10 protein-coding genes are annotated in these 18,578 nt (G+C 56.4%); 5 read left to right on the top strand and 5 right to left on the bottom strand.

The window, feature by feature from the left end:
• Positions 1-61: 61 nt before the first annotated feature.
• The 4 genes from VFO10_RS13280 to VFO10_RS13265 form a co-directional block, all read right to left on the bottom strand.
• Positions 62-1,243: an acetyl-CoA C-acyltransferase gene (locus tag VFO10_RS13280; RefSeq protein ID WP_325140874.1), complete on the bottom strand. Its 1,182-nt coding sequence runs from the start codon at positions 1,241-1,243 to the stop codon at positions 62-64.
• A gap of 18 nt (positions 1,244-1,261) precedes the next feature.
• Entirely contained in the window at positions 1,262-3,688 is a 2,427-nt protein-coding gene (locus VFO10_RS13275) for a 3-hydroxyacyl-CoA dehydrogenase/enoyl-CoA hydratase family protein (RefSeq protein ID WP_325140871.1), read from the bottom strand.
• A gap of 280 nt (positions 3,689-3,968) precedes the next feature.
• Positions 3,969-5,930, bottom strand: coding sequence for a transketolase (locus tag VFO10_RS13270; protein WP_325140869.1), 1,962 nt, complete (start codon positions 5,928-5,930; stop codon positions 3,969-3,971).
• Between the two features lie 114 nt (positions 5,931-6,044).
• Positions 6,045-7,220, bottom strand: coding sequence for a S1C family serine protease (locus VFO10_RS13265; protein WP_325140868.1), 1,176 nt, complete (start codon positions 7,218-7,220; stop codon positions 6,045-6,047).
• 145 nt (positions 7,221-7,365) lie between these two features.
• Between VFO10_RS13265 and VFO10_RS13260 the strand changes: the two genes are divergently transcribed.
• The 5 genes from VFO10_RS13260 to VFO10_RS13240 all read left to right on the top strand — a co-directional run bounded on the left by VFO10_RS13260 (position 7,366) and on the right by VFO10_RS13240 (position 15,922).
• Positions 7,366-11,091, top strand: a complete 3,726-nt coding sequence (locus tag VFO10_RS13260; RefSeq protein ID WP_325140867.1) for a transglycosylase domain-containing protein — start codon at positions 7,366-7,368, stop codon at positions 11,089-11,091.
• A gap of 36 nt (positions 11,092-11,127) precedes the next feature.
• Positions 11,128-12,435: a glutamate-1-semialdehyde 2,1-aminomutase gene (hemL, locus tag VFO10_RS13255; protein WP_325140865.1), complete on the top strand. Its 1,308-nt coding sequence runs from the start codon at positions 11,128-11,130 to the stop codon at positions 12,433-12,435.
• Between the two features lies 1 nt (position 12,436).
• The gene (locus VFO10_RS13250; protein WP_325140863.1) at positions 12,437-13,471 is read left to right on the top strand and encodes a hypothetical protein; all 1,035 of its coding nucleotides are present in this window, start codon (positions 12,437-12,439) and stop codon (positions 13,469-13,471) included.
• Positions 13,471-14,331 carry a hypothetical protein gene (locus VFO10_RS13245; protein WP_325140862.1) on the top strand — a complete coding sequence of 287 codons (861 nt, stop codon included), beginning with the start codon at positions 13,471-13,473 and terminating at the stop codon, positions 14,329-14,331. Before VFO10_RS13250 ends, VFO10_RS13245 begins: the two co-directional genes overlap by 1 nt.
• Before the next feature lie 154 nt (positions 14,332-14,485).
• Positions 14,486-15,922 (top strand): cytochrome P450, encoded by a 1,437-nt coding sequence (locus VFO10_RS13240; protein WP_325140860.1) that lies wholly within the window; start codon positions 14,486-14,488, stop codon positions 15,920-15,922.
• Here the strand turns inward: VFO10_RS13240 and VFO10_RS13235 are convergent.
• Positions 15,892-18,555 (bottom strand): tetratricopeptide repeat protein, encoded by a 2,664-nt coding sequence (locus tag VFO10_RS13235; protein ID WP_325140858.1) that lies wholly within the window; start codon positions 18,553-18,555, stop codon positions 15,892-15,894. The two genes, VFO10_RS13240 and VFO10_RS13235, sit on opposite strands and share 31 nt — an antisense overlap.
• Between the last annotated feature and the right edge of the window lie 23 nt (positions 18,556-18,578).

Here is an 18,578-nt window from a genome sequence, read left to right as displayed (position 1 = left end):
TAAAAAAGCGAAGGGGACGCAATGACGCGTCCCCTGGATAATTCTTCATCAAGTCGATGGATCAAAGCTTCTCGAAGATCCCTGCAGCGCCCATGCCTGTCCCGATACACATCGAAACGAGTCCATACTTCTGCTTGTCTCGTTCCATTCCATGCAGAAGGGTGGCGGTGAGCTTCGCGCCGGTGGCTCCCAGCGGGTGACCCAAGGCGATCGCGCCCCCGGTGGGATTCACGAGTCCTGGATCGATTTCAAGATGCCGCATGACAGCCAAAGCCTGGGCGGCGAAGGCCTCGTTCAGTTCGATGCGCTGGATGTCCTTGAGCGAGAGTCCGCCGAGTTTCAAAGCCCGGGGAATCGCCTCAATCGGTCCAATCCCCATCACGCGCGGGGGAACGCCGGCGACGCTGAAACTGACGAAACGGGCCATCGGCTTCAGGTTATATTTCTTCACAAATTCTTCCGAGACCACCATGCACATGGCAGCGCCGTCGGACATCTGCGACGAGTTTCCGGCTGTCACGACACCACCGGCGCGGAAGGCTGGCTTCAAACCGGCCAGCGCTTCATAGCTCGTATCCGCGCGCGGACCTTCATCGGTGTCCACCGTCACGTCCTGGACAAGAGCCGTTCCACCCGGACCAGGTGCACGCAGGGTCGCCTTCACCGGCAGGATCTCTTTTTTGAAAAGACCCTTTTGAATGGCCTCGGCCGCCTTTCTGTGGGATTCCAGCGAAAAGCGATCCTGATCCTCCCGGCTGACTTTATAGTCCTTCGATACGTTCTCCGCCGTCAGACCCATACCCAGGTAATAATCACCGCGACCCTCTTTCATGATGGTGCGACTGCCGACCGCTTTATGCCCCATCATGGGAACGAGCGACATGGATTCCGTGCCGCCGGCGAGGATGCAGTGCGCGGCGCCCGCCTGGACCTGGAAAGCCGCCATGGCAATGGTCTGAAGGCCCGAGGAGCAGAAGCGGTTCACGGTCACGCCGGGAACTGTGTCGGGCAGATTCGCAAGCAGTACAGAGAAACGGGCGACGTTCATACCCTGCTCGGCTTCGGGCATCGCGCAACCGACGATGCAGTCGTCGATCTCATGGGGATCTATACCAGGATTGGCTGCGACCACCGCTCGGATCAGATCCGCGCACAGGTCATCGGGGCGTTTGCTGCGCAGGTTGCCACGGAAGGCCTTGCCCACCGCCGAACGCAAGGGACTGACGATATAAGCAGTTTTCATGGAAAAAGTCCTTTCTGATCAATTGCGCAAAGGTTTACCGGTCTTCAGCATGTGCTCGATGCGTTCCTGAGTCTTCGTCTCTTTGCAAAGCTCGACGAACACCCGGCGTTCCAGATCCAAAAGGTATTCTTCCGAAACCGTCTGGCCGCCATCGATCTCGCCACCGCAAAGCACGGTCGCGACCTTCTCTCCCACCAGGGCATCATACGGCGAAATCTGCCGTGCCTGCACCATGTTGTAGAGCATCATGTTGAAAGTCTGAATACCGGGATCGCCGGCAACCTTGATATGGGTCCTGGGCAGTGGCGGCTGATAGCCGTTTTCCACGAGTTCCAGAATCCGGCGTTTGGCGCGAATGATTTGATAATCACGAGCCAGGGTCACAGTCGCCTTGGAACCATAAAGTCCCATTTCGATCGCTTCCGTTCCCGAAGTCGAGGTTTTCGCCATTCCAATCAGAAGGAAGGCGCGCTGCAAAAAGGGCATCGGATCGGCATTTTCACCAAGGGCCGCCGTCTGATAAGCACGGACCGCCAGTTCCTTGGTTCCACCGCCGCCGGGGATGAGACCCACACCGACTTCGACCAGACCCGCGAAGGTATCACCGGCCAGAATCTGTTCGCTGGTATGCAGCGAGACTTCGCAGCCGCCGCCCAGAACCAGACCCTGCGGACAGCTCACGCTGGGGAAAGGCGCATACTTGATCATCTGCATCACGCCCTGGAAGCGGCGCAGAAGCGTGTCGATGTCGCTGAACTTGTTTTCCTTGATCGCACCGATGATGCCGCGAAGATCGGCGCCGGCCGAGAACACTTCACCGTCGTTGCCGATCACCATACCCGCGAAATCGCTTTTTACTTTTTCCACAGATTTATGGATCAGATCGGTGATTTCACCATTGATCGAGTTCATCTTGGAATGGAACACGAGGGTGGCCACACCATCACCGATGTCCACGAGGCTGGCGCTCGCATTGCTGAGCACCACGCGCTTGTCTTCCGGATTATGCGCCTTCGGCAGATAGAAAAGGTGCGGCTGCTTCGGAATCGGCTGATCCTTGCCCTTGGGTCCGAGGTACTGAGACGTGGCTCCCGTCAGGTGCCAATCAACGCTGTTGGGCGCAGGCTTATAGAATTTCACGCCGGCCTTCAGCCAGTCGGGAAGCTTCACGCCTTCCAGCTTCATGCGCTCCAGGACGGTATCGTAACCCAGGCCCTGCCAGAGTTCGAATGGACCCCATTCCCAGTTGAAGCCCCATTTGATGCCGTTGTCGATGCTGAGCGGCTGACCGTCGGCGATTTCCTCGAGCAGGATCGCGGAATAGGCCATGGTATCGCGCAGCGTCCTCCAGATGAACTGGGCGCCGGCATCGTTGTGGCTCAAAATAAGTTTCAGGCGTTCGATGGTGTCATAAACTTTTTTGGTCTGTTCCATCCAGGGGAAGGTCTGCGGTTCCTGAGCCACGTAGCTATCGTTTTGCGGACGATAGGCGAGGATCTCGGTTTCACCCTTGGCATTGGTCGTCTTTTTATAGGCGCCGACCGAATTCGATTTCTGGCCCAAAGAACCTTTTTGAATCAGGCCTTCGATCCATTTGGGAACCTGGAACATTTCGATGTAAGGATCCTTGGGAGCATAGAGCTGAACGTTCTTCGCCACATGAGCGAAGACATCGATCCCGACGACGTCCATGGTGCGGAAGGTGGCCGAGGCCGGACGGCCCATCAGTTTGCCGGTCAAGGCATCCACGGTTTCCACGCTCAGGCCCAGGTCTTCCATATGCTTGAACGAGCACATCATGTTGAAGACGCCGATGCGGTTGGCGATGAAGTTGATCGTGTCCTTGGCGTAAACGATGCCCTTGCCCAGGTATTTTTCGATCCAGTCGGCCAGCTCTTTCACCAGCTTCGGATCGCTTTTCGAATGCGGGATGATTTCCAGAAGCTTCATATAACGCGGCGGGTTGAAAAAGTGCGTGCCGAAGAAACGACGATGGAAATGCTCGTCGAGGTCTTCCGACATCTTTTCCAGGGAAAGGCCCGAGGTGTTGGTCGTGACGGGAATATGGGGCTTCGCATGCGAAGCGATCTGCTTCAGGATGCTTTTTTTGATATCCAAACGTTCCGCAACGACCTCGATCACCCAATCCACATCGGCGACGACCGACATATCGTCTTCGAAGTTGCCGGGAATGAGGTTCTGCAGAACCGAATCCGAGGCCAGCGGCGAAGGCTTCAGTTTTTTCAGGTTTTCAATGGCCAGAAGGGCTGGAGTCGAGCGGAAGTTTTTGCCGATAAGCTTGGCGATCTTCGGATCCTTGTGTGGTTCCTTGGCTGCCAAATCGAGAAGATGGGTGCGTACCCCAGCTGCGGCGAGATGGGCTGCAATCTGCGCCCCCATCACACCAGCACCGAGTACAGCAACTCTGCGTATTTTGAGCGGCATACATGAACTCCTAAAAAATTCGTAGTCGGTTGCGGTCCATTGCCCGTCAGCCCCACGCGCGTTTTGTCCGTTGTCCATCCACGCACGTCAGCCCATTGCATTTGGTCTGGCCTATGCTTCACCAAATTCTCGTTTGTTTCAAGGAACCTTTTGCGGGATGAACGCGGGATTTCTGAAAGAGGAGACAGACGTGAGCTGAAGAGTTTGAAAAAATCCAATGCGGGTTTTTATGAAAAAACAAAACCCTGTTCGCCAAGGATGACGAACAGGGCAGGGTCACTTATTTCAAATCGAGGTAGTTCTTGATCCGGGCCGCGACCTGCTCGGGAGTAAATCCATACTCCTTGGCCAGATCACCGGCCGGGGCGCTGTCACCGTAACGATCGAGTCCGATGTTCAGGCCGTCGCTGCCGGTGTACTTCTGCCAGCCCAAAGTCGAGCCGGCTTCGATGGACACTCGTTTGCTGCATTTCGGATTGAGCACCTTGTCTTTGTAGCTTTTCGGTTGCTCATCGAAGAGTTCCCAGCAGGGCATCGACACCACTTTGGCTTTGACGCCGGGCAGAAGCTTCAGGGCATCCAGGGCCAAGGAGACTTCCGAGCCGGTGGCCATGATCACAAGTTCAGGCGTGTCCGTGTCGACCACAGCATAGGCACCAAAGCGGGCCTGAGCCAGAGTTTCCGACGACACAGGCAGCATCGGGAGTTTTTGCCGCGACAGGCAGATCGCCGAGGGCGCGCTGGTCAGGTTCAGGGCAACTTCCATCATGACCTGGGTTTCATAGGCATCGGCCGGACGCATCAGATAGAAGTTGGGAATCAAACGGAGCGACATCATGTGCTCGACCGGCTGGTGGGTCGGGCCGTCTTCACCCAAATGGAAGGAGTCGTGGGTGAATTCATGAATTACGCGGCAGCGTTGAATCGCGCCCAAACGCAGGGCGGGACGCGAGTAGTCGGCGAACGAGAGGAAAGTGGCATCGAAGGGAATCACGCCGCCGTGCAGCGCCATACCATTGGTGATGGCGGACATCGGGAACTCACGCACACCGAAGGCGAGGTTGCGATTTTTGGCATTTTCGTTGCTGAAGTCACCAACGAGATGCGCGAAGCCTTCCAGACAGTTCGAAGGTTCCAGGTCGGCACTGCCGCCCATGAGGTTCGGCAAGGCTTCGGCCCATTTCAAAATCACATCACCGAAGGCGTTACGTGTGGGATGTTCTTTATCGCGCGGCCACTGAACCTGAGGCAGGTTGCGCCAGGTATTGGTTTCGTAGTAGGCGGTGAAAAGTTTTTTGAAGTTGGCGTCGGCCTGTTTCGTCTCAAGGCGTTTTTTCCAGTTGGCCACGCGCTCGGATTTCGCACCGAAGAATTTGCGGAAATTATCGTAGAATTCCTGGGGCGCGTAGAAGGCTTCGTTCGGCAGACCGAGGCGTTCCTTGGTCTTGGTGCGTTCATCAGCAGGCAGCGGCGAGCCGTGGGTTTTCTCGCTGCCTTCGAGCGAGTGAGCGCCCTTGGCCATCGTACTGTTGCCGATGATGAGCAGAGGCCTTTTCAGTTTCTTTTCGGTGCTGTCGAGTACCTTACGCAGCTGGCCGTGATCGTGGCCGTCGACGACCACCACATCCCAGCCCATGCCTTCGAACACCATCTTATAATCATCGGATGCGGAGCGGGAAATTTTACCCGAGATCTGCACCGCGTTGCGATCGTAATACCAGATCAGGTTATCAAGTTTCAGGTGACCTGCGAGCGACGCCGCACCGAGGGTGATATCCTCCTGCATACAACCGTCACCCAAAAGCGCCCAGGTGCGGTGGCCGAAGAGCTCTTCATCCAAAACCGCCGCCTGATGTTTCGCCGCAATGGCAAAACCCACGGACATGGCCGCGCCCTGGCCCAAAGGCCCGGTCGTACATTCCACGCCATCGGTGATGAAGTTTTCGGGGTGACCCGGAGTTTTGGAATGCAGCTGACGGAAGCGTTTCAGTTCATCCATCGGCAGCCAGCCAATGGAGTGCAGGAAACTATAGATCAACATGGACTCATGGCCAGCGCTCAGAACGAAGCGGTCACGGCCCAGCCACTTGGTGTCTTTCGGATCGAAACGGAGGTACTCACGGAACAGGAGATAGGCAAAATCCATGCTGGACATGGCACCGCCTGGGTGTCCTGATTTCGCTTTGTCAACGCCGTCGATGACAAGGCCCTTGAGCACATTAATCGTTTGCAAGTCATTCATGGAAATGTCCTCGGTTCGGGAATCTATAGGGTGGCGGCGGGAGTATAGCGGTGGGGCCAGTGATGGTCAAATCACTTCGTTTGAGGGGCTGATGAGCCCCGCAGGATTGTCGGCTTAATAGAGATCACGTTCCTGTGGAAGATCCTGAGCGCCGGGTATTTCTCCGAGTTGAATCGGTATGTTAACTTGTCCGGCACGGCGTCGAAAAACCTTGGCATTCACCCGATCCCCGGGCTTTTTCGACCTTAAAAAGACCTGCAGATCACCGATGTTTTGAATCTTCTGTTCGCCGAGCGACAGAATCAGATCACCGACCTGCAGAGTCGCGCGTGCGGCCGGTCCTTCCACGATCAAATTGTCGACCAAAACCCCGGCGCGAATGCTGGGATCATAAAGTTCCGCGACACTATCGAGCGAGGGAATATTTCTGGCCACAAGGCCGAGCCAGGGCCTCTGTAGCTTGCCGTCCTTGATCAGATCCCGGATCAAAGCCTGCATTAACCGGGATGGCAGAGCAAAGCCGAAGTGGGAAAGGCCCGCGCCCGGTGAAGCCAAAAGACCGATGACACGTCCGCGCGTATCGACCAAGGGCCCACCAAGATTGCCAGGATGAGTCGGTAAATCCAGCATGAAATGCGCATCGAAAGGACCGGCTCCCATGACCTGGCCTCGTGCGGCAATCATGCCTGATGTCACGAGTGGTTTGAAACCCAAGGGGAAACCAAAACCCAGGACGGGGTCGCCGGTTTCCACGGCATTGCTGTCGGCAAAATCCAGCGTGCGCAAACCTTTTGCATCTTTGATGCGCAAAAGGGCCAGATCACTCTGCCGATCTCCACCCACGTATTCCGCGGCGTAACGCTTTTTTTGCGTCGTGATGATTTCGAGGCGCTGGAGTCCGTCGACGATCTGAAACGAGGTGACGACGTAGCCTGCGGGCTGAATCAGAAAACCCGTCCCGAGCGGAAAGCTCGTGCTGTTTTGCGGCGGCTGACTTTGAAAAAAATGGAAATAAGGATCCGTCCCATTCGCAGGACGCAATGGCCTTTCCCTGGTCTGAATATGCACGACGCTGGGCTCGACCTGCGCTACGATATCATGAAAACTCTGAAAAATGCGTGCTTCCGCCAGGGAGGGGAGGAGACAGCATAGGATTCCGAGGTGGCGCAAAAGACCGAGGCCTTGTTTGGCAGCGAGGCGGCATCGCAGACCGAGGCCTTGTTTGGCAGCGAGGTGGCGCCAGAAACCGAGGCCTTGATCGACGCCGAGGCACCATCCGCTTTTTCTCATGATTCGCTGTCTCCTGAAATTTTCATTTCACTATTATAGCATGGAAGCGACTCCCGCCGGATACGGGTCGAGAAGCTGTGGACTTCGATCGAGCTTCGCGCGATAATTTGGGAGTTCAAAAGGTTACATGCCAAAAGAGGTGCCCTTGAAACTCGAAAAAAAGAAATTCCTGGCCGTCCTGCTTGCGTTGGCTGGGGCTGGGGTGTTGAGCCTTATCGTTCTGGGAGGCTTCACAACATACCTGGTGTACTTTGGCGATGTGTCGGAACTTAAAAAATCGACCATCCTCGCCCGCATCAACGAGGAAACCACGCTCTATACCCTTGATGAGCAGACCAAGATCGGCAGCATCTTCGATGACGCGCATCGCAGCTATGTGACGATCGATCAGGTGCCCGAGCATATGATCCAGGCGATGGTGGCCGCGGAAGATAAGAACTTCTTCCAGCATTTCGGCGTTGATCCGACCGCGATCGCCCTGGCTTTCGGCGAAGGGGTGCAGAACGGTTTCCGCTTCAAACGCGGGGGTTCCTCGATCACCCAGCAGACCGTGAAGAATATCATGGATCATCGCGAACACTCCTTCAAGCGGAAGATCAAGGAGCTGATCCGCTCGTTCCAGCTGGAGCGCATGTATTCCAAGCAGCAGATCCTGGAATTCTATCTGAATCAGTTTCACGTCACCGCGAACGGCAAAGGCATAGGCATTGCCGCGCGTTATTATTTCAACAAGGACGTGAAGGAGCTGAACTTGGTCGAGGCCGCCTTCATCGCCGGTTCGGTGAAGGCTCCGAACAAATACAATCCCTTCGTGAAGTATACGCGCGAAGACAAGGAAGAGGCCTGGAACAACGCCAACTGGCGGAAGAACTACGTTCTGCGCCGCATGTATGAGCAGGGCTGGATCAAGGAAGACGAATTCAAGGTCGCCTTCAATGAAAAAGTCCCCTTCAACCAGGGTAAATTCCGAACCCAGGAAGTGGCCCTGGTTTCCCTGATCCGCGGCCAGCTCGATAAGAAGGAAATCCTGGAAGCCCTGGACATGGAATCCATCGCGGAGCTGAACCACGCCGGGCTCAAGGTTTATACGACCATAGACCAGAAACTGCAGGATGCCGCCCAGCTGCAGATGCGCCGGAACCTGTCGCGCCTGGAAATGATCCTGGATGATTACAAGGTCGAGGACAAGAAACTCTATCGCTCGCTGCGTGATCTGGAAGTCAATCAGTTCTATTACGGCAAGGTCGATAAGGTCGTCAAAGGCAAGACGCCTGAAATTCAAATCGACTTCGGTTTACCCAAAGGCGTGATCGGCACCGATGCTTTGATTCGCACCGCGAAAATCCTTTCGATCCCCACCTACCGTCCCTATGAAGATCATCTGAAAGAAATGATGGACCGCATCAAGGTCGGCGACATCGTCTTTGTCGAGGTGCTCGAATACAACGAGGAAACTCATCAGGCGGTGCTGGAACTCAAAAAACGCCCGAACGTCAACGGCGGTCTGATTGCGATTGACGAAGGCGAGGTGCGCGCCGTGGTCTCGGGCTTTGATTCGCAAGGTTTCAACCGCGCGGTCTTCGCCACCCGGCAGCCGGGTTCGGTCTTTAAATCCGTGGTCTTCTTCGCCGCCTTGCAGCTCGGCTGGACCATCCTCGATCGCATCGATAACGAACGCCGCATCTTTCCCTTCCAAGGGAAGTTCTATCTGCCGCGCCCTGACCACAGCAGCCCTTATGAAGATGTTTCGATCGTCTGGGCCGGTGTGAAGTCGGAAAACCTTGCGACCGTCTACCTGACCGCGCATCTATTGGACAAGCTGAATTTCGAGGAGTTCAAGGAGCTTTTGAACTCCATGAACCTGATGCCTTTGGATGGTGAAGCCCCCCGCGACTTCCATTACCGCGTGGCCAAGGAAACGGGCGTGCAGCTCGACAATAACGGGGTGAAAGAGTTCATGCTCGCGCGCGCGGTCGAAGAACTGAAGCCCGATCTGATCTTCTCGGGCCGCATGGAACTTCTGCGCGAAGTGAGCAAGATGTGGTGGGGCCGCGGGTACATGACCGAACTCCAGAACATCTACCGTCTGGATGAAGGCGATGTTTCGGATCGCGAACGGAACCTGCGCATCGACCTTGTGAAGAAAAACTGGGAACGCCTTTCGACTCTCGCGCTGGATGCCCGTCAGGACTGGAAGGTTCTGGCCGCGCGCGTGGCGAATTCGGGACCTGAATCCCTCTTCACCGATCCGCAGACATTGGGCCTCGTCGCCCGCTTCCGCGTGCTGTCGTCCGGTCACCGTCCGGCTCTGGGCTATGTGAAAGAACTGCCCGGCGAAGAATTCAAACCCGGAGCCAAAGGCAAGCTTGTGAATATAGATCCGCCCGTGGGTCGTCCTTTGAATCCGCTCGACGCGCAGGCCATCTGGGGTGGCGGCGGCGTGAGCCTTGAGGATGTGAACCTCGGCGGCTTTCTGCCCCTTCGCTACTACGATCGCATCGCCCAGTCGATGGAGGATCTTTATCAGGGCGTGATCTCGCAGAAAGATCAGTACTCCCTTTATCAGTACTTCAATCATCATGACTTCCGCATCATCGTCGGCCTTCGCTACCTCAGCAACCTGTCGCGCGCGATGGGCGTCTATTCGAAGCTGGAGCCGGTCATGTCCTTTGGTTTGGGAACCAACGATGTGTCGGTCGCGGAGGTGGCGAAAGTCTATCAGACCTTTGCGAACGGGAAGATCTACCGCTTCTATAAAGATGGTCCTGATAACCAGCTGAACTTCATCCGGCGGATCGAGGATCGTGATGGGAACCTGCTCTATGAACCCAAACGCCAGGAATTCCAGCTGGTCGATCCCTGCTACGCGGCCCAGATGAGCGAGATCCTCAGAAAAGTCGTCACCCACGGAACTGGTCGCCGGGCCCGCGGTGAGCTTTACCTGGAATATCCGATCGAGGGCCAGCCAGCGGACAAGATGCGCAGGATCGGTGTCCCCGCTTACGGCAAAACAGGAACGACCAACGATTACGTGACCGCTTACTTCGCTGGTTTCGTGCCCTTCCCGGTGAAGCCGAACGAAGCCCTGGAGCCCATGGTCCATACCCACGTGATCGCTTCCTATGTGGGCTACGATCATAACAAGACCATGCGTCGCGGCGGTTTCCGCATCTCGGGTGCCTACGGTGCCCTTCCGATCTGGACGGATTATGCGAAGGCCATGATCAAGGAAACCGGCTATCAGAAGATGCTCGACCCCAATGAGCCGGCCATGGCGAACATCCAGGTCTGGCCAACCCGCACGCACAGCTGCTCGGCCCCGGTTGCCGTGGACCTGCCGCAGGGCCTTGTCATGCAAGGTGCGGGTGATGGTGATTCCTACGAATTCACCAACTTCGAAAAAGAAGGCGAAACCTTCCAGAATGAATTCGCCCGCAGCGCCAGCGTTCGCTCCTATGTGAACCTTGCCACAGTTTTGAGCGGCGGATCCCGCGTGCCCCGTCGCGCGTTCCAACCCTTCTTGAAACCTGATGGCGTGCAGAGTGGTCCCAAACTGATCGAAGGTCTGCCAGGCAAGGATAATGCGGCGGCTCGCGAGGGCAGCATTCCCGTCCTTCCCGTCATGGAACAGGTTCCCATGGCGAAAGGTGAGGCCCCGCGGGAAACAATGGGTGTGTCCACTCCCGCGGGAACTGCTTCCAATCCCGCTCCCTCCGCTCCGTCCCCTGCTTCGCCTGCGGCTCCCGGCAGCGTGGCCAGCGAAGTCCCGATGGCTCGACCGGCCGAGAAAAGCTCGGGCGCGGAAAAAAAGGTGGAACCCGGTAAGAAAATCGAAGAGGATGCAGGGCTTCAGGACGATGAACTCTGGTGATCTCTGGTCTTGAATTCAGCGCAGAAGGAATCTTTGATGAGTCGCAAAACTCTCTCGTTCGCCCGCAGTAAAAAGCTTTTTGATGAAGCCTGTCAGATTATTCCCGGTGGTGTGAACTCACCCGTTCGGGCCTTTAAACAGGTCGATGCGCATCCGCTCTTCATCAAAAAAGCTGAGGGTGCTTATGTGTGGGACGTCGATGGTAACCGTTTTGTCGATTATGTCGGCAGCTGGGGCCCGGCGATCCTGGGCCATGCGCACCCCGAAGTGGTGAAGGCCGTCACCGAAGTCCTGAGCCAGGGTTTTTCCTTCGGCGCGCCCTGTGAAGCCGAGATCACGCTGACCAGGAAGGTGCAGGAGATCCTGCCGAGCGTGGACATGCTGCGTCTTGTATCGAGCGGAACGGAAGCCTGCATGTCCGCTCTGCGGGTGGCGCGCGGCTATACCGGCCGTGAAAAGGTGGTTAAATTCACCGGCTGCTACCATGGTCATGCGGATATGCTTTTGGTCAAGGCCGGCTCGGGGATTGCGACCCTTGGCATTCCTGGCAGCCCCGGTGTGCCTCAGGGATCGACCAAGGATACGATCACCCTGGCCTTTAATGACAGCGAAGCTCTGAAGGCCCTCTTCGCCCAGCAGGGCAAGGATATCGCCGCCTTGATCGTGGAACCTATCGTCGGCAACGGCAACTTTATCCGACCCAAGGATGGTTACCTGGAGCTGATGCGCGAACTCTGCACCCAGCATGGGGCGGTCTTGATCTTTGATGAAGTGATGACCGGCTTCCGTGTCGGTTTGAGTGGCGTGCAGGGTCTTAAAAAGATTAAGCCTGATCTGACCACCCTCGGCAAGGTGATCGGCGGGGGCATGCCCATTGGCGCTTACGGCGGCAAAGCGGAAATTATGAACAAGGTGGCCCCTGCGGGACCGGTCTATCAGGCCGGAACTCTGTCGGGTAACCCTGTCGCTGTAACCTGTGGAATTAAGACGCTGGAACTCCTCCAAAACAAATATGCCTTTACAGACTTGAGCCGGCGTACTAGAGAGCTGGTTCTGGGATTGAAGGAGCGGGCCACGCGTCATGGTGTAGCGCTTTCGGTCGACAGTGAAGGCGGCATGTTCGGCTTCATGTTTTGCTCGGAATTGCCCACCTCGTTTGAGGCGGCGGCCCAGGCGAATATCGACCAGTTCAAGCGTTTCTTCCGGGGCATGTTGCATCAGGGTGTTTACCTGGCTCCGTCGGCGTTCGAGGCCGGATTTGTTTCCTTCGCCCATGGCGATCAGGAGATTGCCGCGACTCTTGAAGCAGCCGATTATGTTTTCGCTAACTTGAGTCAATATTAAAATGAAAAGTGCCAGTACAGACCGCCAGGACACGACCTTCATCGGTTGTTCGAATTCCTGGAGTTCGCATCCTCTGGTTCAAGAACTCGAAAAGTACGCCCCTCGTTTCCACCTCGTACGCGATGATGGAGCGGGCCTGAATAAGAAATTGGAGCAGGGCGAGGTCGCCATGGCCTTCTGCCCTTCCATCAGTCTTGTGCGTCACGCCGATTTTGAAATGGCCCTGCCTGTGGGTGTCGCGGTCGAAGGCGGCAGCGCCCTGGCCCTCTGGGGTCTCAGCAATCACAATATGCATCTGAAAAATGTCATCGACGCGCGCATCGACGCGCTGCGTGATGTTTTCCGCTGGGCGCAGCTCCACAAGACGGAAAACCTGAAGCAGGCCATGACGGTTCTCACGCAGGGTCTTGCCGGTCTTCCCGTGCCGCGCCTGGAAAGTCTTCCGACCATGCGTCTCACGCCCTCGGCCTCGTCATGGAATGTGCTCGCGCGCGTTCTATACAGGCTGATCTTCGGTGCGGACGCTTACGATTCGCTTCAGCGCCTGAGCAACGGTTCCGGGAATAACTGGACGGGTGGCGGTGAAGACGGACCGAGTCTTGATCTTCGCATTGAAAACGAAGCGCTGCAGAAGCGCTGCAGTTTCCGTTATTACTATGACCTGGGTGAGATGTGGCGAAGCATCACCGGCCTGCCTTTCGTTGCGAACGTTTTGCAGAAAAATCGCCGCAATGCCGCCAACTGCAGAAGCTCGCTGGCGGAAGTCCTGGAGCTGGCGCAGATGCGCATGCAGGTGGAACCCTGCAATTATCTGCCGGATATCCTGCCCCGCAACTGTCAGCAGCAGAGCATCGACCTCTGTTCGATGTGGAAGGGCGTGCACTATCGTTTGAGCGGTGAAGACCTGCGGGGATTGCTCGTATTTCTTTCGCTGGCCAAACCCATCGAGAAAAAATCGGTCGAGGATGAAGCCTTTACTTTGAAGATGCTGCGCTGGCAGCAGAGAGAGGGTTTCATGAGCGGACAGCTGGCCTGATGCTCTTTCGCAGTTTAGTTTACGGATTGCTGGCTCATCTGATCATCGGATGGGCCTTCTTTTTTTTCCTGCCCTCGCACAGCCGTGAGATCCCGCGTCCTCGGGTGCCTGTGGAAATTCACTTTACGGAAAAGCCCGCACCTTCCGCCAAAGGCCGAGGGACGGGCGGAGCCAGGGCGCCTGGACGTCCGCGCCCTGCGTCGGCCCCGACGCCTTCCGTATCCACACCGCAGACGACTTATGCGGATCTTCTGCCCAAAGCCCGTCAGGGACAAATTTCCTTGCCTGCACCCGCGGAAAATGGCGATGCCGCTTTGCTGCCGGGACAGGATTTCAAAGCGGGCACGACGGGCGTCACCAAACAGAAGTTGATGGTCGATGCCAGTATTCTTTCCGGTGCCCTTGACGTTCCCCTGCATGCCCGCCGCATTTCAACTGGTTCAGAAGCTTTTCTTCGCATTGTTCGATTGGACGGGAAGCGTTTGAAAATCGTCGCTCTGCGTGGTGATCCTATGCTGCGTGCGGTTCTTTTCGAGAATCTGCAGGAGTCGCGGATTCGGGCGCTGATTCTGGAGCTGATGGATGCCCTGGAAGAGGACTCGCTGCCTTTGACCCTGAAAACTCTGACCGGAGCCGCGGAACGCCTGCAGGATGAAACAGATGTCAGCTGGATCGGACGGCGACTCATCATTCGCAAGTCGGCTCCTCCTCAATCGCGGGCGCCTGCAGGGGCGCTCACGCTTCCTGATGAGGATGCAAAGAAAGCCGTTATCCGCGATAGATTGGAATTCGAACGCTTTCAAAGATCTCCTGCTTATCGTTCCGCCATACAGAATCACGATCTGCCTTCGGAGCCTTGAGAGTGTTTCTCTTGCGTGCTCGCGTCGGCGTCCTGCCTCCCTGTTCTTGCGTTCTCACCTGCCCTGAGATAAAGATATTAGTGCATCACTCTCTCGATAAACATGGGTTTTTACCCATGCCAGCGGAACTCTCGGAACAAAGGAGCAAGACTTCGTGTCCACTGCATCGCTTCCTCTTTTGCCGACAGATGTTATCCCTCAGCCGCCGCGTCTGCCGTTTCTGGGACACGCGCATCACTTCATGGGCGCGGATTTTGTCCAGGGTTTGATGAAACTTTCGAAACAGTATGGACCCTTCTTTGAATTGCGCCTCCCCGGTGATCGCGTCCTGGTCGCTACGGATTATGCGCTGGCCGAGGAACTGTGCGATGAAAAGCGCTTCGGCAAACGCATAGGCGGCCCTTTGAAATATGTCAGGCGCTTCACGGGTGATGGACTCTTCACAGCCCGCAATGACGAGGAAAACTGGGCCAAGGCTCATCAGATCCTGATGCCGGCCTTCAGCATGAAGGCCATTCGCAGCTATTTCCCCGGCATGCTGGAAACCGGCAAAAAACTGGTGGAAAAATGGTCCGCCTATGATCCGACGGGCGTGGACGTCGCCGAAGACTTCACACGCCTCACCCTCGATACCATCGCTCTTTGCGGTTTTGACTACCGCTTCAATAGCTTTGAAAACGACGAACTTCATCCCTTCGTGAACGCAATGCTGCGCTGCCTCGCGGACTGCCGTCGGCACGTCCGGTCGAGTTCCTTGCAGAAATTCCTCGATTTCCGCGGACGCCGGCAGTTCACCCTGGACCGTGACCTCATGTTCCGCATCGTGGATAACGTGATCGCCGAGCGCCTCGCGCATCCCCGTCCTGGGCAAAGGGACCTTATGGGGCTTATGCTCGAAGGCGTGGATCGCAAGACAGGCACCACCCTTGATGCCGAGAACATCCGCTTTCAGCTGATCACCTTTTTGATCGCTGGTCATGAAACGACCAGCGGCTGGCTCTCGTTCGCCCTTTATTTCCTGGTGAAGCATCCCGAAGTCATGGCGCGCGCAGTGGCGGAAGTCGATAGCGTCTTCGGTGTGGATAATCAAATGGATCCGACCTTCGTCGATATCCAAAAACTTTCCTATCTGGATCAGGTCCTGAAGGAATCGCTGCGCCTTTGGCCCACGGCCCCCGCATTCTCCCGAACACCTCATGCGCCGACGACGCTGGGCGGCAAATACCGGCTGAGACCGGGCGATCGGGTGCTGGTCTTCACACCCTTTTTGCACCGCGATCCTAAAGTTTGGGGACCGAACGCGGACGCCTTCAATCCCGATCATTTCAGTGCGGAAGCCTGCCGTCAGCGTCCGGAAAAGGCCTATCGACCCTTTGGGACAGGCATGCGCATCTGCATCGGCCAGCACTTCGCGAGTGTGGAGGCGACGCTTGCGCTGGCGCTTTTACTGAAGAATTTCGAGTTCGAGGATTATCAGAACTATCAGCTGAAGATCATAGAAAATCTGACTCTCAAGCCCCAGGGTTTTCGGCTCAAGGTTCATCCCAGGCGGGCAGTCGTTCAAAAACCGCTGGAAAGAGCCCGCGGCTGAGGCCAGTGGATCCGCAGCAGCGCGCCGGGGCCGCGATCATTGGCCGTAAATTCCACGGCGCCGCCGTCCTCCTCACACAGGCTGCGAACCGCGCTCATGCCCACGCCCCGGCCGCTGGTGGCCGTGATTTCACTCGTGGTTGAAAGCCGATCCTCGAACACCAGCTGCGCGAGCTCCCGTTCGGATAGTACGTCCAACCCAAGCTGCAGCGCCCGCGCGCGGAGTTTGGTCCAGGCGATTCCATGCCCGTAATCCCGAATGGTGAGGTGAAGTCCGGCGGCATCTTCGGTCGCTTCCACTTCAATGCGGACGGCGCCCACGCTCTGACCTTCGCTCTGCGGTCCACGATATCCGTGATCGATGACATTGTTGAGGGCGTGCACAAAAATGGCTTCCAATTTGTTTAGAATGATCGGCGGCCAATGGCTGACATGATCACGGGCCGTGATGCCGTCAAATGCAAGGCCGCTGTCTTCACTGCGCCGACGCAGATCGGGGAGCAAAGGATCCAGACAGGCGAAAAGGGATTTGACGGCATGATGCGGCGTGGCCCCATAAAGTTCCACAGACGTATAAGCGGCAAAACTCGCCTGAAAGCGTTCGAACGCGGCCTCGATATCCTGCCGTGCGGGAACCTTCTTCATAAAAATATCTTCGAAATCATGGGCGGCCTGCGCCAGCTCGCGAAGTCCAAAGCTCCGGGCGAGACCCTTCAGGGTATGAAGACGCCTGAAAATTTCCGCGTTCTGACCTTCAGCCATCCACTGCGGACAGCTCTTCATAAAGCTGCGCGTGTCCTGGAACACGCGGGCCGTTTTCTCGGGCCCCAGTTCAATCAGTTCCTGAAGGCAGCGCGTGATGCGATCACTCCGCAGACGTTCCAGGGCCAGTTCTTTCATCAGCTCCTTTTGATGCGTGATGTCACGGAAGCTTAAAAGAATGGATGACATGCGCCCGTGCGAACCATAAATCGGCTGCCAGTGCAGAGCCAATATTCTTTCCTTGTTCCAGGTCAATTCCCATGGCAGCAGATGCTGATTGAAGTCCCAGGTCAAAGGCCCTTCGCTCATGGACAGCGACAGGACCTCTTCAAAGGTGCGAATTTCATCCGCTGTAAAAGGCCCGGCCGCGAGCACATCCCTGAGAATATGCTGGCCGACCAAAGGCCGTCCAAACACATTTTCCACATACTGCGAATAGCCCGTTCGGATGCGGAGCTCGGCATCAAAGGTCAGGATGCCTTCCTGAATCTGCTGCAGAATGCGGCGCATGTGCGTTTCCCCGCGACGGAGCTGCCGGGATCGGATCGTAGCCAGCAAGAGGGAAGCAATCGCCACAGCCGCCAGAATAAGGCTCATCAGCAAAAGAAAGCGCAGCTCCTCGGCATCCCTGAGGCGCTGGTTCTGCATGCTGTTTTCAGCTTTCAGGACTTTATTTCGTTCCTCTTCCACCCGCAGGCCCAGATCGACCATGGCTTTCGAATATTCGCGGGTCTCGCGCTCATTTTTGATGCGATCACTCAGAGCCAGATGCTGCTTCAGATGCAAAAGGGCTTTGGCATCATCGCGCAGGGCTTCCCAGGCGCGTGCCAGCAGGCGATGGATTTCACTTTGATCCTGAAGATAATCAACCGGGATGAATTTTTGAGCTTTTTGCAGAGCGTCGACCGCTTCGAGCGGCCGCCCGGCGGCTTCATAGGCGGCCCCGAGTTTTTTATAGGCGTCGCCGGTCCAAAGGTTATTTTTGAAGGGAAGAAATTCTTTCACCGCCTGCTGACCATGGGCAATGGCTTCGTCGTGGCGTTTGAGCTTGGTGTAAAGGGTGGCCAATGCAGCTTCCCCTTTGGCGATCGTCCAGCCGTCACGAAACTCGCGGGCTTCTTTTTGAGCCTTGTGAAACCAGGACTCGGCCGTGGGCCAGTCCTTTTCACTTTGCGAGGCGCTGTAGTGAAGCCCCATTTCATGAGCATTGGTGATGCAGAGCGATCGCATATAGCGGCGACCACATTCCGCAGCGATTTCCTCATAAAGTTGACGAGCCCGCAGCGGTTGCCCTTCGGTATCGAGCACCATCGCCATATCTATCTTGAGTCGCAGGCCTTCGATGACAGGAAGGTTCGGAACCTGATCCAGAAATGCCGCCGAGCGCTTCTGCAGTTCGATGCTCTTCAGCACTTCCCCGCGCTCATAAAACCAAAAGGCATGCTCGCGCAGTATGCGCGAAGCCACCAACGGCTGATTCATGAGTTCGGCCTGCTTTAAAAGCTGGGTGAATTCTTCGCTCTTGTCGGCCGCCCGACTGTCGAGCAGCGCATCAAGTTCCAGATCCAAGGCCTCGCGGATCATCCCCAGTTCCCGCGCCATGCGCCTTGCTTTCTGACGATCGTCCGGGGTTCCGATCTTGTCACCAAAATCATTGGAAACCGAACTTTCCGCCCATATGGCCCGAATCCAAAGCTGCTCCTGGGCCTCGGGCCCACGTGTGATCACATCGCGAGTCAGCTGCAGGATAACGCGCGGATCATCCTCTTTGATGAAAAGCACGCGCTCATCATCCAGGATGTCACGAACCTCTGTGACAGCCAGCAGATGAAGGGACAGGACGATCAGAATGAGTGCGCTACGTAATCTCATTTCCAAAGCATAACAGGACCTTG

It is taken from the genome of Oligoflexus sp. (genome assembly GCF_035712445.1).
Taxonomy (GTDB): Bacteria; Bdellovibrionota_B; Oligoflexia; order Oligoflexales; family Oligoflexaceae; genus Oligoflexus.
The sequence above is the reverse complement of the archived record's forward strand: the minus strand, read 5'-3'. Positions and strand labels throughout refer to the sequence as shown.

Bases quoted from the DNA above. Each gene is read 5' to 3' on its own strand.
- VFO10_RS13280 (WP_325140874.1), bottom strand. From the start codon at position 1,243: ATGAAAACTGCTTATATCGTCAGTCCCTTGCGTTCGGCGGTGGGCAAG.
- VFO10_RS13275 (WP_325140871.1), bottom strand. From the start codon at position 3,688: ATGCCGCTCAAAATACGCAGAGTTGCTGTACTCGGTGCTGGTGTGATG.
- VFO10_RS13270 (WP_325140869.1), bottom strand. From the start codon at position 5,930: ATGAATGACTTGCAAACGATTAATGTGCTCAAGGGCCTTGTCATCGAC.
- VFO10_RS13265 (WP_325140868.1), bottom strand. From the start codon at position 7,220: ATGAGAAAAAGCGGATGGTGCCTCGGCGTCGATCAAGGCCTCGGTTTC.
- hemL (WP_325140865.1), top strand. From the start codon at position 11,128: ATGAGTCGCAAAACTCTCTCGTTCGCCCGCAGTAAAAAGCTTTTTGAT.
- VFO10_RS13250 (WP_325140863.1), top strand. From the start codon at position 12,437: ATGAAAAGTGCCAGTACAGACCGCCAGGACACGACCTTCATCGGTTGT.
- VFO10_RS13245 (WP_325140862.1), top strand. From the start codon at position 13,471: ATGCTCTTTCGCAGTTTAGTTTACGGATTGCTGGCTCATCTGATCATC.
- VFO10_RS13235 (WP_325140858.1), bottom strand. From the start codon at position 18,555: ATGAGATTACGTAGCGCACTCATTCTGATCGTCCTGTCCCTTCATCTG.